The organism is Pelagovum sp. HNIBRBA483 (assembly GCF_040931995.1).
GTDB lineage: Bacteria > Pseudomonadota > Alphaproteobacteria > Rhodobacterales > Rhodobacteraceae > JAEPMR01.
In genome coordinates this window covers 1,315,085-1,332,890 of sequence record NZ_CP162412.1, presented here as the reverse complement: position 1 = coordinate 1,332,890, position 17,806 = coordinate 1,315,085, and the positions used below count along the sequence as shown (strand labels likewise).

The 17,806-nt window shown below is 60.3% G+C and carries 16 protein-coding genes; 11 read left to right on the top strand and 5 right to left on the bottom strand.

Annotated features, from left to right (window positions below; all coding sequences use genetic code 11):
* The first annotated feature begins 22 nt into the window (after positions 1–22).
* Positions 23–625, top strand: coding sequence for a cyclopropane-fatty-acyl-phospholipid synthase family protein (locus tag AB1E42_RS06595; protein WP_368346192.1), 603 nt, complete (start codon positions 23–25; stop codon positions 623–625).
* 3 nt (positions 626–628) lie between these two features.
* Here AB1E42_RS06595 and AB1E42_RS06590 read toward each other — a convergent pair whose 3' ends face one another.
* The 4 genes from AB1E42_RS06590 to AB1E42_RS06575 form a co-directional block, all read right to left on the bottom strand.
* A complete protein-coding gene (locus tag AB1E42_RS06590; protein ID WP_368346191.1) occupies positions 629–1,615 on the bottom strand; it encodes a molybdopterin-binding protein in 987 nt (328 codons plus the stop codon).
* Positions 1,612–2,583 (bottom strand): XdhC family protein, encoded by a 972-nt coding sequence (locus AB1E42_RS06585; RefSeq protein WP_368346190.1) that lies wholly within the window; start codon positions 2,581–2,583, stop codon positions 1,612–1,614. Before AB1E42_RS06585 ends, AB1E42_RS06590 begins: the two co-directional genes overlap by 4 nt.
* A gap of 118 nt (positions 2,584–2,701) precedes the next feature.
* On the bottom strand, positions 2,702–3,169 hold the full coding sequence (locus tag AB1E42_RS06580; RefSeq protein WP_368346189.1) for a peptidase S1: 468 nt from the start codon (positions 3,167–3,169) through the stop codon (positions 2,702–2,704).
* A 77-nt stretch (positions 3,170–3,246) separates the two neighbouring features.
* Positions 3,247–4,122, bottom strand: a complete 876-nt coding sequence (locus AB1E42_RS06575) for a LysR substrate-binding domain-containing protein (protein WP_368346188.1) — start codon at positions 4,120–4,122, stop codon at positions 3,247–3,249.
* 105 nt (positions 4,123–4,227) lie between these two features.
* Here AB1E42_RS06575 and AB1E42_RS06570 point away from each other — a divergent pair, with 105 nt between their 5' ends.
* From AB1E42_RS06570 to AB1E42_RS06530, 9 genes are all read left to right on the top strand, one after another.
* Complete coding sequence (locus AB1E42_RS06570) at positions 4,228–5,427, top strand: acyl-CoA dehydrogenase (RefSeq protein ID WP_368346187.1); 1,200 nt, start codon at positions 4,228–4,230, stop codon at positions 5,425–5,427.
* Between the two features lie 107 nt (positions 5,428–5,534).
* A complete protein-coding gene (locus AB1E42_RS06565) occupies positions 5,535–6,470 on the top strand; it encodes a hypothetical protein (protein WP_368346186.1) in 936 nt (311 codons plus the stop codon).
* A 40-nt stretch (positions 6,471–6,510) separates the two neighbouring features.
* Positions 6,511–7,566 (top strand): dihydroorotase, encoded by a 1,056-nt coding sequence (pyrC, locus tag AB1E42_RS06560; protein ID WP_368346185.1) that lies wholly within the window; start codon positions 6,511–6,513, stop codon positions 7,564–7,566.
* A 25-nt stretch (positions 7,567–7,591) separates the two neighbouring features.
* Complete coding sequence (locus tag AB1E42_RS06555; RefSeq protein ID WP_368346184.1) at positions 7,592–8,266, top strand: orotate phosphoribosyltransferase; 675 nt, start codon at positions 7,592–7,594, stop codon at positions 8,264–8,266.
* A gap of 224 nt (positions 8,267–8,490) precedes the next feature.
* On the top strand, positions 8,491–9,981 hold the full coding sequence (locus AB1E42_RS06550) for a replicative DNA helicase (protein WP_368346183.1): 1,491 nt from the start codon (positions 8,491–8,493) through the stop codon (positions 9,979–9,981).
* A 39-nt stretch (positions 9,982–10,020) separates the two neighbouring features.
* Complete coding sequence (alr, locus tag AB1E42_RS06545; RefSeq protein ID WP_368346182.1) at positions 10,021–11,058, top strand: alanine racemase; 1,038 nt, start codon at positions 10,021–10,023, stop codon at positions 11,056–11,058.
* Positions 11,058–11,834 (top strand): MlaE family ABC transporter permease, encoded by a 777-nt coding sequence (locus AB1E42_RS06540; protein WP_368346181.1) that lies wholly within the window; start codon positions 11,058–11,060, stop codon positions 11,832–11,834. Before alr ends, AB1E42_RS06540 begins: the two co-directional genes overlap by 1 nt.
* Positions 11,831–12,577, top strand: coding sequence for an ABC transporter ATP-binding protein (locus AB1E42_RS06535; protein ID WP_368346180.1), 747 nt, complete (start codon positions 11,831–11,833; stop codon positions 12,575–12,577). Before AB1E42_RS06540 ends, AB1E42_RS06535 begins: the two co-directional genes overlap by 4 nt.
* Before the next feature lie 81 nt (positions 12,578–12,658).
* The gene (locus AB1E42_RS06530; protein WP_368346179.1) at positions 12,659–13,633 is read left to right on the top strand and encodes a type I glyceraldehyde-3-phosphate dehydrogenase; all 975 of its coding nucleotides are present in this window, start codon (positions 12,659–12,661) and stop codon (positions 13,631–13,633) included.
* Here the strand turns inward: AB1E42_RS06530 and AB1E42_RS06525 are convergent.
* Positions 13,630–16,020 carry an ATP-dependent helicase gene (locus AB1E42_RS06525; protein WP_368346383.1) on the bottom strand — a complete coding sequence of 797 codons (2,391 nt, stop codon included), beginning with the start codon at positions 16,018–16,020 and terminating at the stop codon, positions 13,630–13,632. The genes AB1E42_RS06530 and AB1E42_RS06525 overlap by 4 nt on opposite strands.
* Before the next feature lie 171 nt (positions 16,021–16,191).
* On the opposite strand from AB1E42_RS06525, the gene AB1E42_RS06520 reads away from it, so the two are divergent.
* The gene (locus tag AB1E42_RS06520) at positions 16,192–17,721 is read left to right on the top strand and encodes an MDR family MFS transporter (protein WP_368346178.1); all 1,530 of its coding nucleotides are present in this window, start codon (positions 16,192–16,194) and stop codon (positions 17,719–17,721) included.
* Positions 17,722–17,806 lie beyond the last annotated feature (85 nt).

Below are 17,806 nucleotides of genomic sequence, written 5' to 3'. Positions count from 1 at the left end.
GCTCTTTTTTTTCGGAGGACCAATGACCACTTGGGATGCGCGCTACGACCGCGCCGAATATCTGTTTGGCACAGCACCCGCCACCTTCTTGGAAACCCACATTTCCCGCATCCCCGAGGGCAGCTCCGTGCTCGCCATTGCCGATGGCGAAGGGCGGAACTCGGTTTTCCTCGCCCAAGCAGGCCATGACGTAACCGCTTTCGACACCTCCACCGTCGCGCTGCAAAAGGCCAAAGACCTTGCCGCTCAGTCTGGCGTGGCTGTCTCCTATCACAACGCCGGTATCGAGGATTGGGACTGGAGCCGCCAGTTTGACGCCGTGGTTGGTATCTTTATCCAATTCGCCACGCCCCCGCAGCGGGATGCCCTTTTCGAGAATATGAAGCGTGCCGTCGCGCCCAACGGGCTCGTTCTCTTGCACGGCTACCGTCCCGAGCAGGTTTCATACGGCACCGGCGGCCCGCCTCACGCCGAGAATATGTACACCGACGCCATGCTGGAGGCCGCTTTTGCGGAATTTGAAATTCTCGATCTTCGGTCCTATGACGCGGTGATAGAGGAAGGAGTTGGTCACAGCGGTCGCTCCGCCTTGATTGACCTTATTGCACGCAAGCCGTCTCAATAGGGATTATTCCCGCTCCGGTGCCTCCCGCGGGGCGCGGCGCTCGGGGATTTCCTTCAACAGCCCTCCAACGCCCATTCGCGCCACGCTGTCGGTGGGGACAGGCACCCCGCATAACATCCGCTCAAGGATCCAGTCAGCGCCATTCAGCGCGGGCGAACGTGCGCATCCCGGCAAACCGATCACCGGCTTGCCTTTTAAATCTCCAAAAAACAGTAAGTTACCCGGATCAACTGGCATACCAAAACGGGTGACGGTACCGCCTGCGCGTCGCAACCCCTCCGGTCCCACATCCGCTGGGTCCGATGTCGCGGTTTCCGTCAAAAGAAGGATCAGATCCCCTGACGTTTCGGCAAAAGCGCGGGCGATGGCATCACATTCATGCACCGTCGCCACATGCGCGCTCATTTCCGCTCCCATCCGCGCCAAGCGACCGCCAATCGCTTCCGCCGCGCGTAGGGAAATCGCGCCACCCGTCTCGATCAGGCTCACCCGTCGCCGCGCCAGCCCGCGCAGCCGGAGCGCGTTACGCGCTGCCTCTTCCGCCGCAACAACAAGTTTATCGGCAACCGCATATGAAATGATCTTCACGGTTGCCACCATTCCGCCCTCTCGGACCCGTTGCCATTCACCAACGGTGGCTATCGTGATCATCGGATCAATGGCGTTGACCGCGTCAATGGCGTCTCGGTCGATATCGACTACACCTGCCGCCTCCGCATAAAGGTTCACACGCCCCGTTGACGCAACATTGGCACGCAACCCCGCGCCGCGAAGCGCCGCGCCAATCCGCGCGGCGGCGGCATCTTCGTGAACATCACCCTCTTGCAAACGGGCAACAATCACCGCGTGGATATCCGACGTACGCAAAAGCGTGATATCTGTCTCGGTCAACATCTTGCCTTTTCGGATGCGACCACCTTTTGAAAGGGCGATAGAATGCGCCAAAATCGCGCCTTCAGCATGGTTGAGCGCCACCTCCCCGAAAATCATTCCCGTTTCCCGCCCCGCAATGCGCGCGTCACCTCTGCCATGATGCTTATCGCAATCTCGGAAGGCGACCGTCCTCCCAAATCAAGCCCGACCGGCCCGTGGATCCGCGCAATCTCCGCATCCGAAAAACCTGCCTCTTCCAGCCGCGTGACCCGTTTTGCGTGGGTGCGAGTCGAGCCAAGGCATCCCAGATAGTACACCGGCGCACGCAGCGCCGCCTTGATGGCAGGATCATCCAGTTTAGGATCATGGGTCAGGGTAATCACACTCGTCCGAGCATCCAGCCCGATCTCCTCCATTGCTTCATCCGGCCACCCATCATGAATGGCAATCTCGGGGAACCGTGCAGCCGAGCCGAAGGCAGGCCGTGGATCAATCAGGATAGGCGCATGCCCGCAGGCCTTCGCAAATTCGGCCAAATACTGCGCGATATGCACTGCGCCCACGATAATCATCTTTAAGGGCGGATTATGCACCGCCACGAAATGGCGGCCATCAGGCTCGATACCCGAGCGATCCAGCCTGAACCGTTCGAGAAACTCCTCTTTACCAGCAAGGCGCCGCGCATCGCTCTCAAGATCAGCGACATAGGCGACGGGGCGCCGCTCCACTCGCGCCGCAACCAAGGCCTCGAGCAGCGCCACCGGCCAAACCGCGCCCACTGGTTCAACGAGCACCCTAATCCGCCCGCCACAGGCGAGGCCGACCGCGAAGGCATCATCATCCGACACGCCAAAATCCAGCAGTCGCGCACGTCCTTCGTCGATTACCTCCAGCGCCTCAACGATCACCGCCCCCTCGACGCAGCCACCAGAGACAGACCCCTCCATGGCGCCGTCAGCATCAATCACCAACTGGCTTCCTACGGGCCGTGGCGCCGAGCCCCATGTCTCGACCACCGTCGCCAAGGCCACCGCACGGCCCTGCCGATGCCAGTCCAGCGCGATCTCTGGAATCATGTCACCCATGCTGAACCCTCCTCTTCCCTGGCCTATAATACAGGTAAGCGCGGACAAGGCTGCGTCACAACAAAGAAAAAGAGAGGCGCAGCCGCACCTCCCTTAATTTCGTCGCCGATCACACAGTTCAGTAGTCGTATTCAGTAAAGATCAAGCGCCCGGGATTGCGCCGCGACCCGTCATAACTGCCGATCCAAATATCGTAGAGGCCCTCTTCAGGATCGTAGAAAGTGATCGCCGGATTGGTTCCGCGATAATCATCACTGTAGAACCAGTCCCCGTTGGGGTCGTTGACCAGCAATATAGCGTCCGCAGACGCCTCAACCGCAATCGTCAACTGGCCTGAATAGCCGTTCCAGTACAGATCAAAGTCAGGCCGCGTCGTCACATAGCCGGTATAGCCGCCGGTAAAGCAGTTTTCCAAACTGTTAAAACCGCCCGCTGTGATCCGGCGTACATAGGGATCAGGCTCGAAACCGGCCCACAAGTCTATCTGCCCGAAATGCGGCGTCCCCTGCCAGTCAGGGCACGCGGCCACCGGGACCGCAGCCAAACCAACAGCCGTAGCCAACGAAAACAAAAATGCTTTACCCATACCTGATTACCTTTCATCGGTTTATTTACACCAGTATGCCCCGCATGAGCGCTTAGGTGTCAACGTGACATTTATTCTCATACTGCAGTGTAGCGGGTCAGCCACGTCCTCAGCGCCTCGAAGTCCGGCAACTCTCTGCTCCGCTCAGGGTAAGACAGAACATAGTGCGTCGCGCTGACCAATGACCGCTTGCTGACCTGTCGCAATACGCCCCGCGCGATCTCGACACTGACCAAAACCTCTGGCACCAGCGCCACGCCCATTCCGGCCCGCGCTGCGGCAAGAACCATCCCGAATTGCTCGAATCGCGGGCCACGCGCAATCGTTACGGGATCGAATCCCGCCTCAACAAACCACTCTAACCACAGATTCGGCCGCGTCGCCTGCTGCAAGAGGGGCAGCGTCACCAAACGGTCATCCGATAACCAGCCATCACAAAGCGCAGGCGAGGCGACGACAATTAGCCGCTCTTCGGTTAGCACTTCACCCACGCCACGCTCCTCTGCTCGGATCACCGCAAAATCAACGTCGTCGCGTACAAAATCTACCGCCTGCAGCGTTGATCTTATGTCAAATGTCACATCCGGATGCGCCTTCGCAAATTCCGCTAAGCGTGGCACCAGCCAGACCGCCCCAAAAGTTGGCAACACCGAGATACGCAACACATTGCGCCGCCCGCCAAACGACATGATCCGCAACGCGCTTTCATCCAGCGCCTGCAACAGCTCCCGCGCCTCTCGCGCAAAAAGCCGCCCCGCATCTGACAGGACAAGCCGCCGGTTCTGTCTATGAAACAGCAATACGCCAAGCCGCTCCTCCAACGCCTTCAGCGAACGGCTCACAGCGCTTTGCGTCAGCCCGAGCCTTTCTGCGGTTTGCGTGGCCGAGCCGCACTCCGCCGCCGCAACAAATGCCTGAAGCTCACCAAGGCTCGGTGTGTAATTTCTCCGCATAGCACAATTGATGAGAAAAAGTTATGCAAATGCAAGGCCAATTCATTTGTTTTATGTCTGGGACAGGGATAATGATGCGACAATATTCTGCATCAGGAGATCAGCATGGCCAACGACGCGCCCGAACTGTCCCGTTTTGACTGGCAAGACCCTTTCCTTATGGAAAGTCAGCTGACGGAAGACGAGCGTATGCTCCGCGATGCAGCACGCGAGTTCGCGCAATCGGCACTTCAGCCACGCGTGATCGAGGCTTATCGCAACGAAACGACCGATCCGGAAATATTCCGCGAGATGGGCGCTGCGGGCCTTCTCGGCGTCACCATCCCTGAGGAATTCGGTGGCCTTGGCGCGGGGTACGTCACCTACGGGCTGATCGCCCGCGAAATCGAGCGCGTCGATTCCGGCTACCGCTCCATGATGTCCGTGCAATCCTCGCTCGTTATGTACCCGATCAACGCCTACGGCACCGACGCGCAGCGCAGAAAGTACCTGCCCGGCCTCGCCAGCGGCGCATTAATCGGCTGTTTCGGGCTTACCGAACCCGATGCAGGCTCCGATCCGGCGGGGATGAAAACCATCGCCAAAAAGACTGAAGATGGCTATCTGCTGAACGGCGCCAAAATGTGGATATCCAACGCTCCGATCGCTGATGTCTTTGTCGTCTGGGCAAAGTCGGAAGCTCATGGCGGCAAGATTCGCGGATTCGTGCTGGAGAAAGGCACACCCGGTCTGAGCGCGCCCAAAATCGGCGGCAAACTCTCCCTCCGCGCCTCTGTCACCGGCGAGATTGTGATGAAGGACGTCGCCGTCAGCGAAGACGCCCTCCTCCCCGGCGTCGAGGGGCTAAAAGGCCCGTTCGGCTGTCTCAACCGCGCCCGCTATGGCATCAGCTGGGGCGTGATGGGCGCGGCCGAATTCTGCTGGCATGCCGCGCGCCAATACGGGCTGGACCGCAAACAATTCGGCAAACCGCTTGCCCAAACCCAGCTCTTCCAGAAGAAACTGGCCGATATGCAGACAGAAATTTCCCTTGGCTTACAAGGCTCTCTGCAACTTGGCCGTCTACTTGATGCAGGCACTGCCGCGCCCGAGCTGATCAGCATGATGAAGCGCAACAATTGCGGCAAAGCACTCGATGTGGCCCGCGCCGCCCGTGATATGCACGGCGGCAATGGCATCTCGGAAGAGTTCCAGGTGATCCGACACATGGTCAATCTGGAAACTGTAAACACCTATGAGGGCACCCATGATGTGCACGCTCTGATCCTCGGTCGGGCGCAAACGGGGCTGCAAGCATTCTTCTGAGTCCAATTTTATTCCAAAATCCGACTTGGGTTTCGCGCATTTTCGCCGCAAACTGCTGCCATGAAGAGTTTGGCTGGGTAATTGGTGGCGAGTAAGGCTGCGACACGATGAAAGATGTCATGACAGATTTCGAGCCGGCCCTTGCAGGACTCGGGCTGGACGACTGGTTCGACCGGATTGAAGAGTTCACCTCCGAAGAGGGGCGCTTCGACGATATCGGTGCGGATCATGCAGCGGCATTTATTGATGCCGGCTCCAGTCTCATGGTCACTTTCGAGAGCTACCCCGAAATCTGCCAATACGGGCCAGAGCGCGAACCGCGCGCCTTTTCGATGGTGCGGCGCAACGGTTGGTCCTGCCTGACCATCCTGTCCGAAGGTCCGAGTTGGTTCCGCGATCCCGCGCTCTATGAATATTTCGACAGGCTTCAGGATGACGGTTTCTTCGATCGTTTCGATAACATCCTGTTTTTTGGCACACATGCGGGCGGCTATGCCGCTGCCGCTTATTCTGTTGCCGCGCCGGGCGCGCGCGTCCTTGCACTCCGCCCCGTCGCCTCACTTGATCCTCGCGTCACCGGCTGGGACGAACGCTACAGATCATTCCGCCGCATCAGCTTTACCGACCGCTACGGTTTCGCCCCCGATATGATCGAAGCCGCCGCCGAAGCTTGGATCGTGTTCGACCCCTCCCTTAGCGAGGACGCAACCCACGCCGCGCTGTTCCGCCGCCCGAATGTCCAGTTCCTTCCCACCCGTTATCTTGGCCGCCAAGTCGATGCCGCCCTTGGCGCTTTCGGCATCCTGCCCCGCCTGATCGAAGCCGCCATGCGCGGCGGGCTCGATACGCTCGAATTCGCCCGCTTGTTCCGCAACCGCCGCAAAAGCCAGTTTTACCTCCGCACCCTCCTGCGCGCTCTTGAGGAATCCGGTCACCCAGACCTCGCCATCCGCCTGTGCGAATATGTCCTCGCCCGAAAGGATGTCCCCGCTTTTGCCCAGCGGCTTGAACGGTTGCGCGCCCGCCGATTTGAACATTCGTAGCCTATGGTCAAATCCGCCCGCTTCGGTGTAAGTGGGCATTATGAGCGACAAGACACCTATCACCCGCCTGACCATCCGCCGTCCTGACGACTGGCACCTCCACCTCCGCGACGGCGAAATGCTCGAGAGCGTTTTGCCCTACTCCGCGGCCCATTTCGCCCGCGCGATCATCATGCCGAATCTGGTGCCGCCGGTGGTCACTGCTGAACAAGCCGCAGGCTATCGGGACCGCATCATGGCCGCGCTGCCGGATGGCATGCGTTTCACCCCGCTGATGACGCTCTACATGACCGAGGACACCGATCCAGCCGACGTGGCCCGCGCCCATGCCGAAGGCATCGCCACGGCGGTTAAGCTCTACCCCGCTGGTGCCACGACGAATTCCGCCTCCGGTGTGCGCGATTTTGATAAAGTCCGCGCGGTTTTGGAGAAAATGGCCGAAATCGGTATGCCCCTCTGTGTGCATGGCGAGGTGACAGACCACGCAATCGATATCTTCGATCGCGAAGCCACTTTCATCGACCGCGTCCTCAAACCGATCCGTAAAAAAGTGCCTGACCTGCGCGTGATCATGGAGCATGTCACCACACAAGACGCCGTAGATTTCGTTCGCGACAACCCAAAGAACCTTGCAGCGACGATCACCACCCATCACCTGATCATCAACCGCAACAGCATCCTCGCTGGCGGTATCCGCCCGCATTATTACTGCCTGCCCGTCGCCAAACGCGAGCGCCATCGTATCGCGCTGGTGCAAGCCGCTGTTTCGGGCGATCCGCGCTTCTTCCTCGGGACCGACAGCGCACCGCATACGGATCCGGCCAAGCTCCAGTCCTGCGGTTGCGCAGGCTGCTTCACCGCACCTAACACGCTCTCCTGTCTGGCTGAGGTGTTCGAGGCCGCAGGAAAGCTAAAAGCGCTCGAATCCTTCACCTCGCTCAACGGGCCAGCCTACTACCGCCTGCCGCCCAATGAAGAAACAATCACCCTCGTCAAAGGCGATCCCGTCGCCTATCCCGAACGCATTGATACCGGCGCAGGCCCCGTCACCGTTTTCGACCCCGGCTTCCCGCTGCATTGGCACGTCGAAGCCTGACCACCCCTAGAACAAAGGACAGCTCATGATCCCCTCCTCTTTCCCCTCGAAGGAAGAAATCGCTCGCCTCACCGCCGGCATGCTGATCGAGATCGGAGCCATTCATTTTAATACCCGCGATCCCTTCACCCATGCCAGCGGCAAGAAGGCACCAACCTATATCGACTGCCGCAAGCTGATCTCCTTTCCGCGCATCCGCTCGACCTTGATGGATTTCCTCGCGGTAACGATCATGCGTGAAGGCGGGTTCGAGGCCTACGACAACATCGCCGGTGGTGAAACGGCGGGCATCCCGTTCGCCGCTTTCGTGGCTGAACGACTCGCCCTGCCAATGACTTATGTCCGCAAGAAGCCGAAAGGCTACGGTCGCAATGCCCGAATCGAAGGCGCCATGTCCGAAGGCCAGCGCGCGCTTCTCGTCGAAGATCTGACCACCGATGGCGGTTCCAAGCTGTCCTTCGTTGACGCAATCCGCGATACGGGTGCAACCTGCGACGCCACGGCGGTCATCTTCTTCTACGGCATCCACAAAGGCGTCGAAGACACCCTCGCCGAGCATGGCATCAATTTGATGTATCTCTGCACATGGTGGGATGTTCTTGCAGAAGCCAAGCGCCGCGCAGCCTTCGACGAGGAAACCCTCACCGAGGTCGAGGCCTATCTTAACGATCCGAACGGCTGGTCCGAGCGCAACGCCTGAATTTTCCACAGCCTTGTGGACACTTCCACAAGAAGAATCGCACAGCACAACAAGATATGGTATGTTTCAAGCTGTGGCATCCAAAATAACGGAAAAACGCCACACTTTGCGGGTGATCCACAAACTTATCCCGTGGCTTGCCCACAGCTATATCCCGATGGTCAAATCACCGCGATATGGCTAGACAGGCGCGTGGCGAGCGCTGGCCAGAAAGGTGGGGAAAAATGAACGAAATTACGTCTTTCAAAACGGATTCATCTTCAGAAAACACCGAAGCCGATCGCGTCCCCCACTCGATCGAAGCCGAGCAGCAATTGCTCGGCGCGATTCTGACCAATAACGATGTCTATGACCGCATCGCATCGGTCATCAAGCCCGAGCATTTTTACGAGCCCGTTCACGCGCGCATCTACGAAACGGCCGCAAACCGCATCGCCAAGAACGCACTCGCCAGCCCTGTCACGCTGAAAGCGTTTTTCGAGGAAGACGAAGGCCTGCAAGAGCTTGGCGGCCCTGCCTATCTCGTCCGCCTCGCAGGCTCCGCGATCTCTGCTTTCGCAGCCCGCGATTACGCGCAGATGATTTATGATCTCGCCGTCCGGCGCGAACTGATGCGCTTGGGGCAGGATATCTCCAGCAAGGCCCGCAAGGTCGATGTCAGCTCCGAGCCTCGCGAACAAATCGTCGAAGCCGAACAAGCCCTTTACAAGCTCGCAGAACAAGGCACCTCGGAAAGCGGATTTCAGAGCTTTCTCAAGGCCGTAACCGATGCGGTTGAAGTCGCCGCCGCCGCTTACAAGCGCGATGGCGGCTTGGCAGGCGTATCTACCGGCCTTGTCGATCTCGACAAAAAGCTCGGCGGCCTGCACCGGTCCGACTTGCTGATCCTCGCTGGTCGCCCCTCAATGGGTAAAACCTCGCTCGCCACTAACGTCGCCTACAATATCGCCAAAGCCTACCGCAAAGGGGCGGACGGCAGCGCCGCAAACGGCGGCGTCGTGGGCTTCTACAGCCTCGAAATGAGCGCCGAGCAGCTTGCCGCGCGTATTCTCTCCGAGGCGGCGGAAATCCCGTCCGAAAACATTCGCCGGGGCGACATGACTGAGGCCGAGTTCCGCCGCTTCGTCGACGCCGCGAAAGAGCTGGAAAGCTGCCCGCTCTTCATCGATGACACGCCCGCGTTGCCGATCAGCCAGCTCGCCGCCCGCGCCCGCCGCCTCAAACGGACCCACGGGCTTGATGCGCTATTCGTGGACTATTTGCAGCTTGTCCGTCCGGCCACCGCGAAAGACAGCCGCGTCAACGAGGTGTCCGAAATCACCCAAGGCCTCAAAGCCATCGCCAAGGAACTCGATATTCCCGTTGTCGCCCTCTCGCAGCTCTCCCGTCAGGTCGAATCGCGCGACGACAAACGCCCCCAACTCTCCGACCTCCGTGAATCCGGCTCCATCGAGCAGGACGCAGACGTGGTGATGTTTGTGTTCCGGGAGGAATACTACAAAGAACGCGAAAAACCGGGCGAACACGAGATGGAAAAGATGGCCCAGTGGCAGGAGGAGATGGAACGCCTGCACGGAAAAGCCGAAGTGATCATCGGCAAGCAGCGTCACGGCCCCATCGGCACCGTCGATCTCTCCTTCGAGGGCCAGTTCACCCGCTTCGGCAACCTCGTCAAACCGTGGCAGCAGAACGGCGGCGACTCGGATGGCTTCTAGGGGCTTGTCGCCCCGCCCCACCCCTGCCAAAAGAGCGCTATGACCGCAGCACATCTCACCATTCATCTCGACGCCATCGTCGATAACTGGAGCGCCCTTGCCTCCCGCTCCAGCGGTGAAACCGCCGCCGTTGTCAAAGCAGACGGGTACGGCCTCGATTCCGGTCGCGTCGCGGCCGCTCTGCGTCGCGCAGGCGCACGTCAGTTTTTCGTCGCCGTAGCGGAAGAAGCGATCAAGCTGCGTTCTGCCATCGGCCCCGAGCCGCAGATCAACGTGTTCTCTGGTCACATGGCGGGCGATGCCGCTTTGATCCAGCGCCTCAACCTTGTTCCGATGTTGAATTCCCGCGAACAGGTCGAGCGACACTTACAAGCGCTGCCTGATCACCCGTTCGGTGTTCAGTTGGACAGCGGCATGAACCGTCTCGGCATGGAGCCCGCCGAATGGCATGCGCTCGCGCCTGATCTCCTTGCCCGCAAGCCTACGCTCGTCATGAGCCATCTCGCCTGCGCCGACGAACCCGACCACCCGATGAATGCCCAACAATTGCAGGCCTTCCGCAAAATGGTCGACGGGATCGACGCGCCCCGCTCACTCGCGGCCACTGGCGGTATTTTGCTCGGACCGGACTATCACTTTGAACTGACCCGCCCCGGCATCGGCCTCTACGGCGGCTTCCCCTTCACCGACGCGACCCCCGTGGTGCGCCTTGATATCCCAGTGATCCAAACTCGTATCGTCGAGGCGGGCGAAACGGTTGGCTACGGCAACAGCTGGACAGCCACCGCACCCACCCGCATCGCCACCATCGCGGCAGGCTACGCCGATGGCATCCTCCGCGCCTTGTCCTCAAAGGTCACACTCTGGCACAACGGCACCCCTTGCCCGCTTCGCGGCCGCGTGTCGATGGATTTGCTGACGGTCGAAGTTCCGCTTGATGGCCCCGCACCAGAACATCTGACCCTCCTCGGGCCGGATCAGGGCGTCGACGTCTTGGCCGATCTCGCGGATACCATCGGTTACGAAATTCTCACCTCGCTGGGCCACCGCTATGGCCGCACCTATATCGGCGGGTGATGATGCGTGCGCTTTCCGCCATCGGCGCAACGGTTCTCGCTGCACTGGCCGCCATTGGGCGTATTGCGCTTTTCACCGCACAAACGCTCTCGCACCTGTTCCGCCCTCCTTTTTATCCGCGCGAATTTGGCGTCGCTCTCCTGCAAATCGGTTACTTCTCCCTCCCCGTGGTTGGCCTCACCGCGATCTTCACCGGCGGCGCCCTCGCCCTGCAAATTTATGCTGGCGGCGCGCGCTTCTCGGCGGAGGCGGTGGTCCCCCAGATTGTCGCTATCGGCATGGTGCGCGAGCTTGGTCCGGTTTTGGTGGGCCTGATGATCGCCGCCCGCGTGACATCTTCCATCGCCGCCGAGATCGCGACGATGAAAGTGACTGAACAGATCGACGCGCTCGTCACCCTTTCTACCCACCCGATGAAATACCTCACCCTGCCGCGCGTTCTGGCAGCAACGCTCGCGGTGCCAGTGCTGGTTGGCGTGGGGGATATCATCGGCATCATGGGTGGCTATCTTGTCGGCACAGAGCGGCTCGGCTTCAACGCAGCCGCCTACCTCACGAACACCGTCGACTTCCTGCAAACCCGCGACGTGGTGTCCTCGCTGGTCAAAGGCGCTGTCTTCGGCTTTATCGCCGCGCTGATGGGCTGCTATTTCGGCATGAACTCCAGCCGTGGCGCGATGGGCGTTGGCCGCGCGACCAAATCCTCGGTCGTTGCCGCCGCCGTGCTGATCCTCGCGGCGAACTTCATACTGACGGAGGCGTTCTTCACATTATGATCGAACTCTCCAACGTCACCCGCTCTTTTGGCAGCAACCATGTCCTACGCGGCATCGACCTCACCGTGGCAAAGGGCCAAAGCCTCGTCGTCATAGGCGGGTCCGGTTCGGGCAAATCCGTCCTGATCAAAACCATCCTTGGCTTGGTCGAGATCGACAGCGGTACCATCACTGTCGATGGGGTCGATGTCTCCCGCGCCCCGCGCGATGCCTTCCTTGCCCGTTTCGGGATGCTGTTTCAGGGCGGCGCCTTGTTCGATAGCCTTCCCGTCTGGCAGAATGTCGCCTTCCGTCTCCTGCGCGGCAGCCTAAAGCGCCCGCGAGACGAGGCCCGTGAGATCGCCGTCGAGAAGCTCCGCCGTGTTGGCCTTGGGGCCGAAGTGGCTGACCGCCTCCCAGCCGAACTTTCCGGCGGCATGCAGAAGCGCGTCAGCCTTGCCCGCGCCATCGCCGCTGAACCGGAGATCATCTTTTTCGACGAGCCGACCACCGGCCTTGATCCGATCATGTCCGGCGTGATCAATGATCTGATCCGCGAGATCGTCACCGAAATGGGCGCCACGGCAATCACCATCACCCATGATATGACTTCCGTTCGCGCCATCGCAGATACGGTAGCGATGCTCCATGCCGGCAAGATCCGCTGGCATGGCCCTGTCGCCCAGATGGACACCAGCGGCGATCCCTATCTCGATCAGTTCATCAATGGCCGCGCCGAAGGTCCGATCCCCTCCGTCCGCTAGCCTTCTGCGCCCCCTAACACCGACGCAACCCCTTGCAGTCGTCCCGCGCTTCGGATTGGATCGCCGGCAAAGGAGACCCCAATGCGAATTGCGATAAATGGGCTTGGCCGGATCGGCCGCGCCGTTCTCAGATTGCTCACCACCACCCGCGCGGGCGAAGGGCTGGAGATCGTACACCTCAACGATATCGCACGGCCCGAACTATGCGCCTATTTGCTTGCGCATGACAGTGTCTACGGCCCCTTCGGCGGCACCGTCGCACATGAAGATGAAGCCCTCATCATCAACGGCCACCGCTTTCCGCTGACCAGTCACGCAGACCCGCGCGATATCGACCTCTCCGGCGTCGATCTTTTGATCGATTGCACCGGCAAGGCCACAGACCGCGCCTTCGCCGAGCGCGTGCTGCAAGCAGGTGCCAAGCGGGTTCTCATTTCCGGCCCGTGCGGCGACGCTGACCTAACCGTGGTCCTCGGCGCGAATGACACCGCGCTGAAGGAGCAACAGATCGTCTCAAACGCCTCCTGCACCACCAATGCGCTCGCCCCACTGTTGCGCATTCTAGATGATGCTTTCGGCCTCGAAACTGGCCACATGACCACCATCCATTGCTACACTGGCAGCCAACCCACCGTTGACGCCCCGCGCGGCGATCTGGTGCGCTCCCGCGCTGCGGGCCTTTCGATGGTGCCAACCACCACTTCCGCTTCCCGCCTGACCGATATCGTCCTGCCGCATCTGGCAGGTCGGGTCGAAGGCCGCGCCGTCCGCGTACCAACGGCCTCCGTCTCCGCCATCGACCTCACGGCGAAGCTGTACACCCCTGTCACAGCGGCTGAGGTCAACACCCTCTTCGAAACCCATCAAGGCGCTGTCCTTGGCCTGACACCCCTGCCGCTCGTCTCCACCGATCTGCGTATGCGCCCAGAGTCTATCGTCATGGACCGGAACGAAACCACCGTCACCAGCGGCGGTCTGCTGCGGGTATTTGGATGGTACGATAATGAATGGGGCTTCTCGAACCGGATGATCGACGTCGCCCTGCGCATGCGCTAGAACGGCACGTCATCCGCCTCTGCAGCAGGCACCACGAAGCGGGCCACAACGTTCTTTTCGCCGGCCTTGTCAAAGCTGATCGCCAGTTTGTCGCCTTCGATCCCCATCACATCGCCATAGCCGAACTTTTGGTGGAACACGCGATCTCCTTCGCTGAAAGCCGACACTGCCTCCAGATCAATCGTCATCCCGCGCTGCTCGGTGGGCTGGCGCATTGGGCGCTGCTGGCTACGATCTTGCAGCCGCCGCCATCCGGGCGAGTTGTAGACATCCGCCCGCCCGACGCGGTCCTGCAACGTAGAGCGCCCGTATTCTGCCGCTGGTGAAGCCGCAGCACTCATGCCCGCAGCACCATAGCCGCCGCCGTAAAGCCCCGGCGGGGTCAGCACATCCACATGCGCCTCTGGCAATTCGTCGATGAACCGGCTCGGCAACTGGCTCTGCCACTGACCATAAACCCGCCGGTTCGCGGCAAAGGAAATGGTGCACAGCTCCTCGGCCCGCGTGATCCCCACATAGGCCAGCCGCCGCTCTTCCTCCAAGCCCTTCAGCCCGCTTTCATCCATGCTGCGCTGGCTGGGGAACAAGCCGTCCTCCCAACCGGGGAGGAAGACGATAGGAAATTCCAGCCCCTTCGCCGCGTGCAGGGTCATGATGCTGACCTTCTCGTCGGCATCGTCGCTCTCATTATCCATGATCAGCGCGACGTGCTCCAGAAAACCTTGCAAATTATCAAAGTTTTCAAGCGCTTTTACGAGTTCCTTAAGGTTCTCAAGCCGCCCCGGCGCCTCTGGCGTTTTGTCGTTCTGCCACATCGTCGTATAGCCGGATTCGTCGAGGATCATCTCGGCCAACTCGACATGCGTATCCGCCTCGGCCCGCAACTGCCCGTGCCAGCGGTCCAGATCAGCGACCAACTGGCCCAGCGCCGCGCCGCCCTTGCCCTTGATCAGCTCGCCCTGCGCCGCCAGCCGCGCACCTTCCACGAGCGACACGCCGTTGGTTCGCGCCGCGCGCTGGATCGTCTGCACAGCCTTGTCGCCCAACCCCCGCTTCGGCGTGTTCACAATCCGCTCAAAAGCCAGATCATCGTCTTGGCTCACCGCCAGCCGGAAATAGGCCATCGCATCGCGGATCTCCATCCGCTCATAGAAGCGCGGCCCGCCAATGACCTTATACGGCAATCCAATGGTCAGGAACCGGTCCTCAAACGCCCGCATCTGATGCGAGGCCCGCACCAAAATCGCCATCGCATTCAGGCTCGCAGGGGCCATCCCGCGCGTGCCACGCTGCATGGCCTCGATCTCTTCGCCGATCCAGCGCGCCTCTTCCTCGCCGTCCCAATGGCCGATCAGGCGTACTTTCTCGCCGTCCTCGGCCTCGGTCCACAGTTCCTTGCCCAAACGCCCCTTATTGGCGGCAATCACCCCGCCCGCAGCGCCAAGGATATGCGGTGTCGAGCGGTAGTTCTGCTCCAACCGGATGATCTTTGCACCGGGGAAATCCTTTTCGAATTTCAGGATGTTGCCCACTTCCGCGCCGCGCCAGCCATAGATCGACTGATCGTCATCGCCCACGCAGCAGATATTTTTATGACCACCCGCCAGCAAGCGCAGCCACAAATACTGCGCTACGTTGGTATCCTGATACTCGTCCACGAGGATGTAACGGAACCATTCCTGATAGCGCTTGAGAATATCTGCATGGGCCTGAAAAATCGTCACTACATGCAGCAGCAGATCACCAAAATCGACCGCGTTCAGCTCCCGCAATCGCGTTTGATATTGCGCGTATAGCTCCGCCCCGCGCCGGTCAAAGGCATTGGCATCGGCGACGGGAATCTTATCCGGTGTCAGCGCGCGGTTCTTCCACCCATCGATGATTCCGGCCAACATCCGCGCCGGCCAGCGCTTTTCGTCGATATTGCTCGCGACGATCAGCTGCTTCATCAACCGGATCTGATCATCGGTATCGAGGATGGTGAAATTGCTCTTCAGATCCACCAATTCCGCATGCCGCCGCAACAGCTTGACCGAGATCGAGTGGAACGTGCCCATCCAGGGCATGCCTTCCACGGCCTCGCCCAAATGCCGCCCCACGCGCTCTTTCATCTCCCGCGCGGCCTTGTTGGTAAAAGTCACGGCCAGAATTTCATTAGGCCGCGCGCGCCCTGTGTTCAGCAAGTGCGCGATCCGCGTCGTCAGTGCCTTGGTTTTACCGGTGCCAGCCCCCGCCAGCATCAGCACAGGCCCGTCCAGCGCCTCAACAGCCTCCCGCTGCGCAGGGTTCAGATCATCCAGATAACGCGGCGCACCGCGCGCACCCATCATTGCCCGCTGGCTCAGCGGAACGGCCGCATCAAAGGCGTTTTCAGTATCACTGCTCATGGCGCGACCGTAACCGATGCGGCCTGCCGAGAAAAGCCCTTGTTCACCATACGTTCGCAAGGTTTTCGCACCCGCCGACCAAAACTGAACCGATCTGTTCATTGACTTCTCCCGCCAAGCAGGAATAGTCACCCCATCGGCAGGCCCATTTGGCCGCCAGAGCGGAGCCTCATGTCCCACACCTCAGAACAGCCGTCGTCACCCGACCAACCGCATGAGGACGTCAATGTCCGCATGGTCATCATTTCAATCGGCCTGCTGTTGCTACTCGGCGCGCTCGATCAGACAATCGTTTCGACCGCGCTGCCCACCATTACGGCTGATCTCGGCGGGCTTGAGCATCTGAGCTGGGTCGTCACCGCTTATATCCTCTCCTCCACCGTCGTCGCGCCACTCTATGGCAAGCTGGGCGACCTCTATGGGCGGCGGAACACGGTCTTCGTCTCTGTTGGTTTGTTCTTGGTTGGCTCGATCCTCTGTGGAGCCGCGACCAACATGACCTATCTCATCCTCGCCCGCGCCATACAGGGATTCGGCGGCGGTGGTCTTTTCGTTTTGGCGCTCTCCGTTGTTGGCGACGTCATTCCAGCCAAAGACCGCGGCAAGGTGCAAGGTGTCTTTGCGGCGGTGTTTTCGGTATCATCGGTCATCGGCCCCCTGATGGGCGGCTGGTTCGTCGATGTATTCAGCTGGCACTGGATCTTCTTCATCAACATTCCCCTTGGGTTGATCGCGGTGCTTGGCTTCGCCGCCAGCTTCAAACCGACCGGAAAGCGCACCTCCCATGCGATCGACTGGTCCGGCGCCGTCACGCTGTCTGTTGCCCTCGCCGCACTCACCCTCGTTACAGCCCTCGGCGGCCGCAGCTTCCCGTGGATTTCGGTCGAGATCATCGGCCTATCGGCGCTCGCATCTATCTCCGCGCTCGCCTTCATCCGTATCGAACGCCGCGCCGCAGAACCAATCCTGCCGCTCAACCTCTTCCGGCTCAACGTGTTCTGGGTCACCTGCGTCATCGGCTTCATTGCAGGTGCCGCAATGTTCGGCGCAGTCACCTTTATGCCGCTCTATCTGCAAATCGCCCAAGGCGCCTCGCCTACAATGTCTGGCCTGCTGCTGATACCGATGACCGTGGGCATCCTCCTCTCCTCGATCGGGTCGGGCCGCTATATGGCGAAAACCGGCAAATACCGCATCCTGCCGCTCCTCGGAATGAGCGCGCTGATCCTCGGCATGTTGCTCCTTTCCCGTTTGCAACCAGACACATCCCTCACCGTCTTTAGCCTATCCTTGGCGACGGTCGGCTTTGGCATGGGCTTCATCTTTCCCGTTATCACCACCTCCGTGCAAAACGCCGTCCCGCGCGAGCAGATGGGCACCGCCACCGCCGCCGGCCTGATGTTCCGTCAGATCGGCGGATCGCTTGCCGTGGCAGTCTTCGGCGCGATGTTCTCCGCGCGTCTCGCCGCCTCGCTCGGTGATCGCATTCCAACCGGCGACAGTGGCGGCATGGAGATCGGCCCGCAAATGCTGGCTGGTCTACCGGACATGGCAAAAGCGATGATCGGCCAAGCAGTGGTTGATGCGCTTTCGCCTATCTACCTCCTCGCAGCGGCACTGGCGTTCTGCGGTTTGCTGGTTTCCTTCCTGCTGCAAGAAGTAAAGCTGGTGAACCGGCAAGTTTCCCCGCAGCACGAATAACACGCACGGCAGACACCACTTCAGAACCACGAAGTTAGCGCTAACAAAAACTGCTCGCAAAACTGTTTACTGCGACGCAGAAAGT

Coding starts and splice junctions, on each gene's coding strand:
- AB1E42_RS06595 (WP_368346192.1), top strand. CDS start 23: ATGACCACTTGGGATGCGCGCTACGACCGCGCCGAATATCTGTTTGGC.
- AB1E42_RS06590 (WP_368346191.1), bottom strand. CDS start 1,615: ATGATTTTCGGGGAGGTGGCGCTCAACCATGCTGAAGGCGCGATTTTG.
- AB1E42_RS06585 (WP_368346190.1), bottom strand. CDS start 2,583: ATGGGTGACATGATTCCAGAGATCGCGCTGGACTGGCATCGGCAGGGC.
- AB1E42_RS06580 (WP_368346189.1), bottom strand. CDS start 3,169: ATGGGTAAAGCATTTTTGTTTTCGTTGGCTACGGCTGTTGGTTTGGCT.
- AB1E42_RS06575 (WP_368346188.1), bottom strand. CDS start 4,122: ATGCGGAGAAATTACACACCGAGCCTTGGTGAGCTTCAGGCATTTGTT.
- AB1E42_RS06570 (WP_368346187.1), top strand. CDS start 4,228: ATGGCCAACGACGCGCCCGAACTGTCCCGTTTTGACTGGCAAGACCCT.
- AB1E42_RS06565 (WP_368346186.1), top strand. CDS start 5,535: ATGAAAGATGTCATGACAGATTTCGAGCCGGCCCTTGCAGGACTCGGG.
- pyrC (WP_368346185.1), top strand. CDS start 6,511: ATGAGCGACAAGACACCTATCACCCGCCTGACCATCCGCCGTCCTGAC.
- AB1E42_RS06555 (WP_368346184.1), top strand. CDS start 7,592: ATGATCCCCTCCTCTTTCCCCTCGAAGGAAGAAATCGCTCGCCTCACC.
- AB1E42_RS06550 (WP_368346183.1), top strand. CDS start 8,491: ATGAACGAAATTACGTCTTTCAAAACGGATTCATCTTCAGAAAACACC.
- alr (WP_368346182.1), top strand. CDS start 10,021: ATGACCGCAGCACATCTCACCATTCATCTCGACGCCATCGTCGATAAC.
- AB1E42_RS06540 (WP_368346181.1), top strand. CDS start 11,058: ATGATGCGTGCGCTTTCCGCCATCGGCGCAACGGTTCTCGCTGCACTG.
- AB1E42_RS06535 (WP_368346180.1), top strand. CDS start 11,831: ATGATCGAACTCTCCAACGTCACCCGCTCTTTTGGCAGCAACCATGTC.
- AB1E42_RS06530 (WP_368346179.1), top strand. CDS start 12,659: ATGCGAATTGCGATAAATGGGCTTGGCCGGATCGGCCGCGCCGTTCTC.
- AB1E42_RS06525 (WP_368346383.1), bottom strand. CDS start 16,020: ATGAGCAGTGATACTGAAAACGCCTTTGATGCGGCCGTTCCGCTGAGC.
- AB1E42_RS06520 (WP_368346178.1), top strand. CDS start 16,192: ATGTCCCACACCTCAGAACAGCCGTCGTCACCCGACCAACCGCATGAG.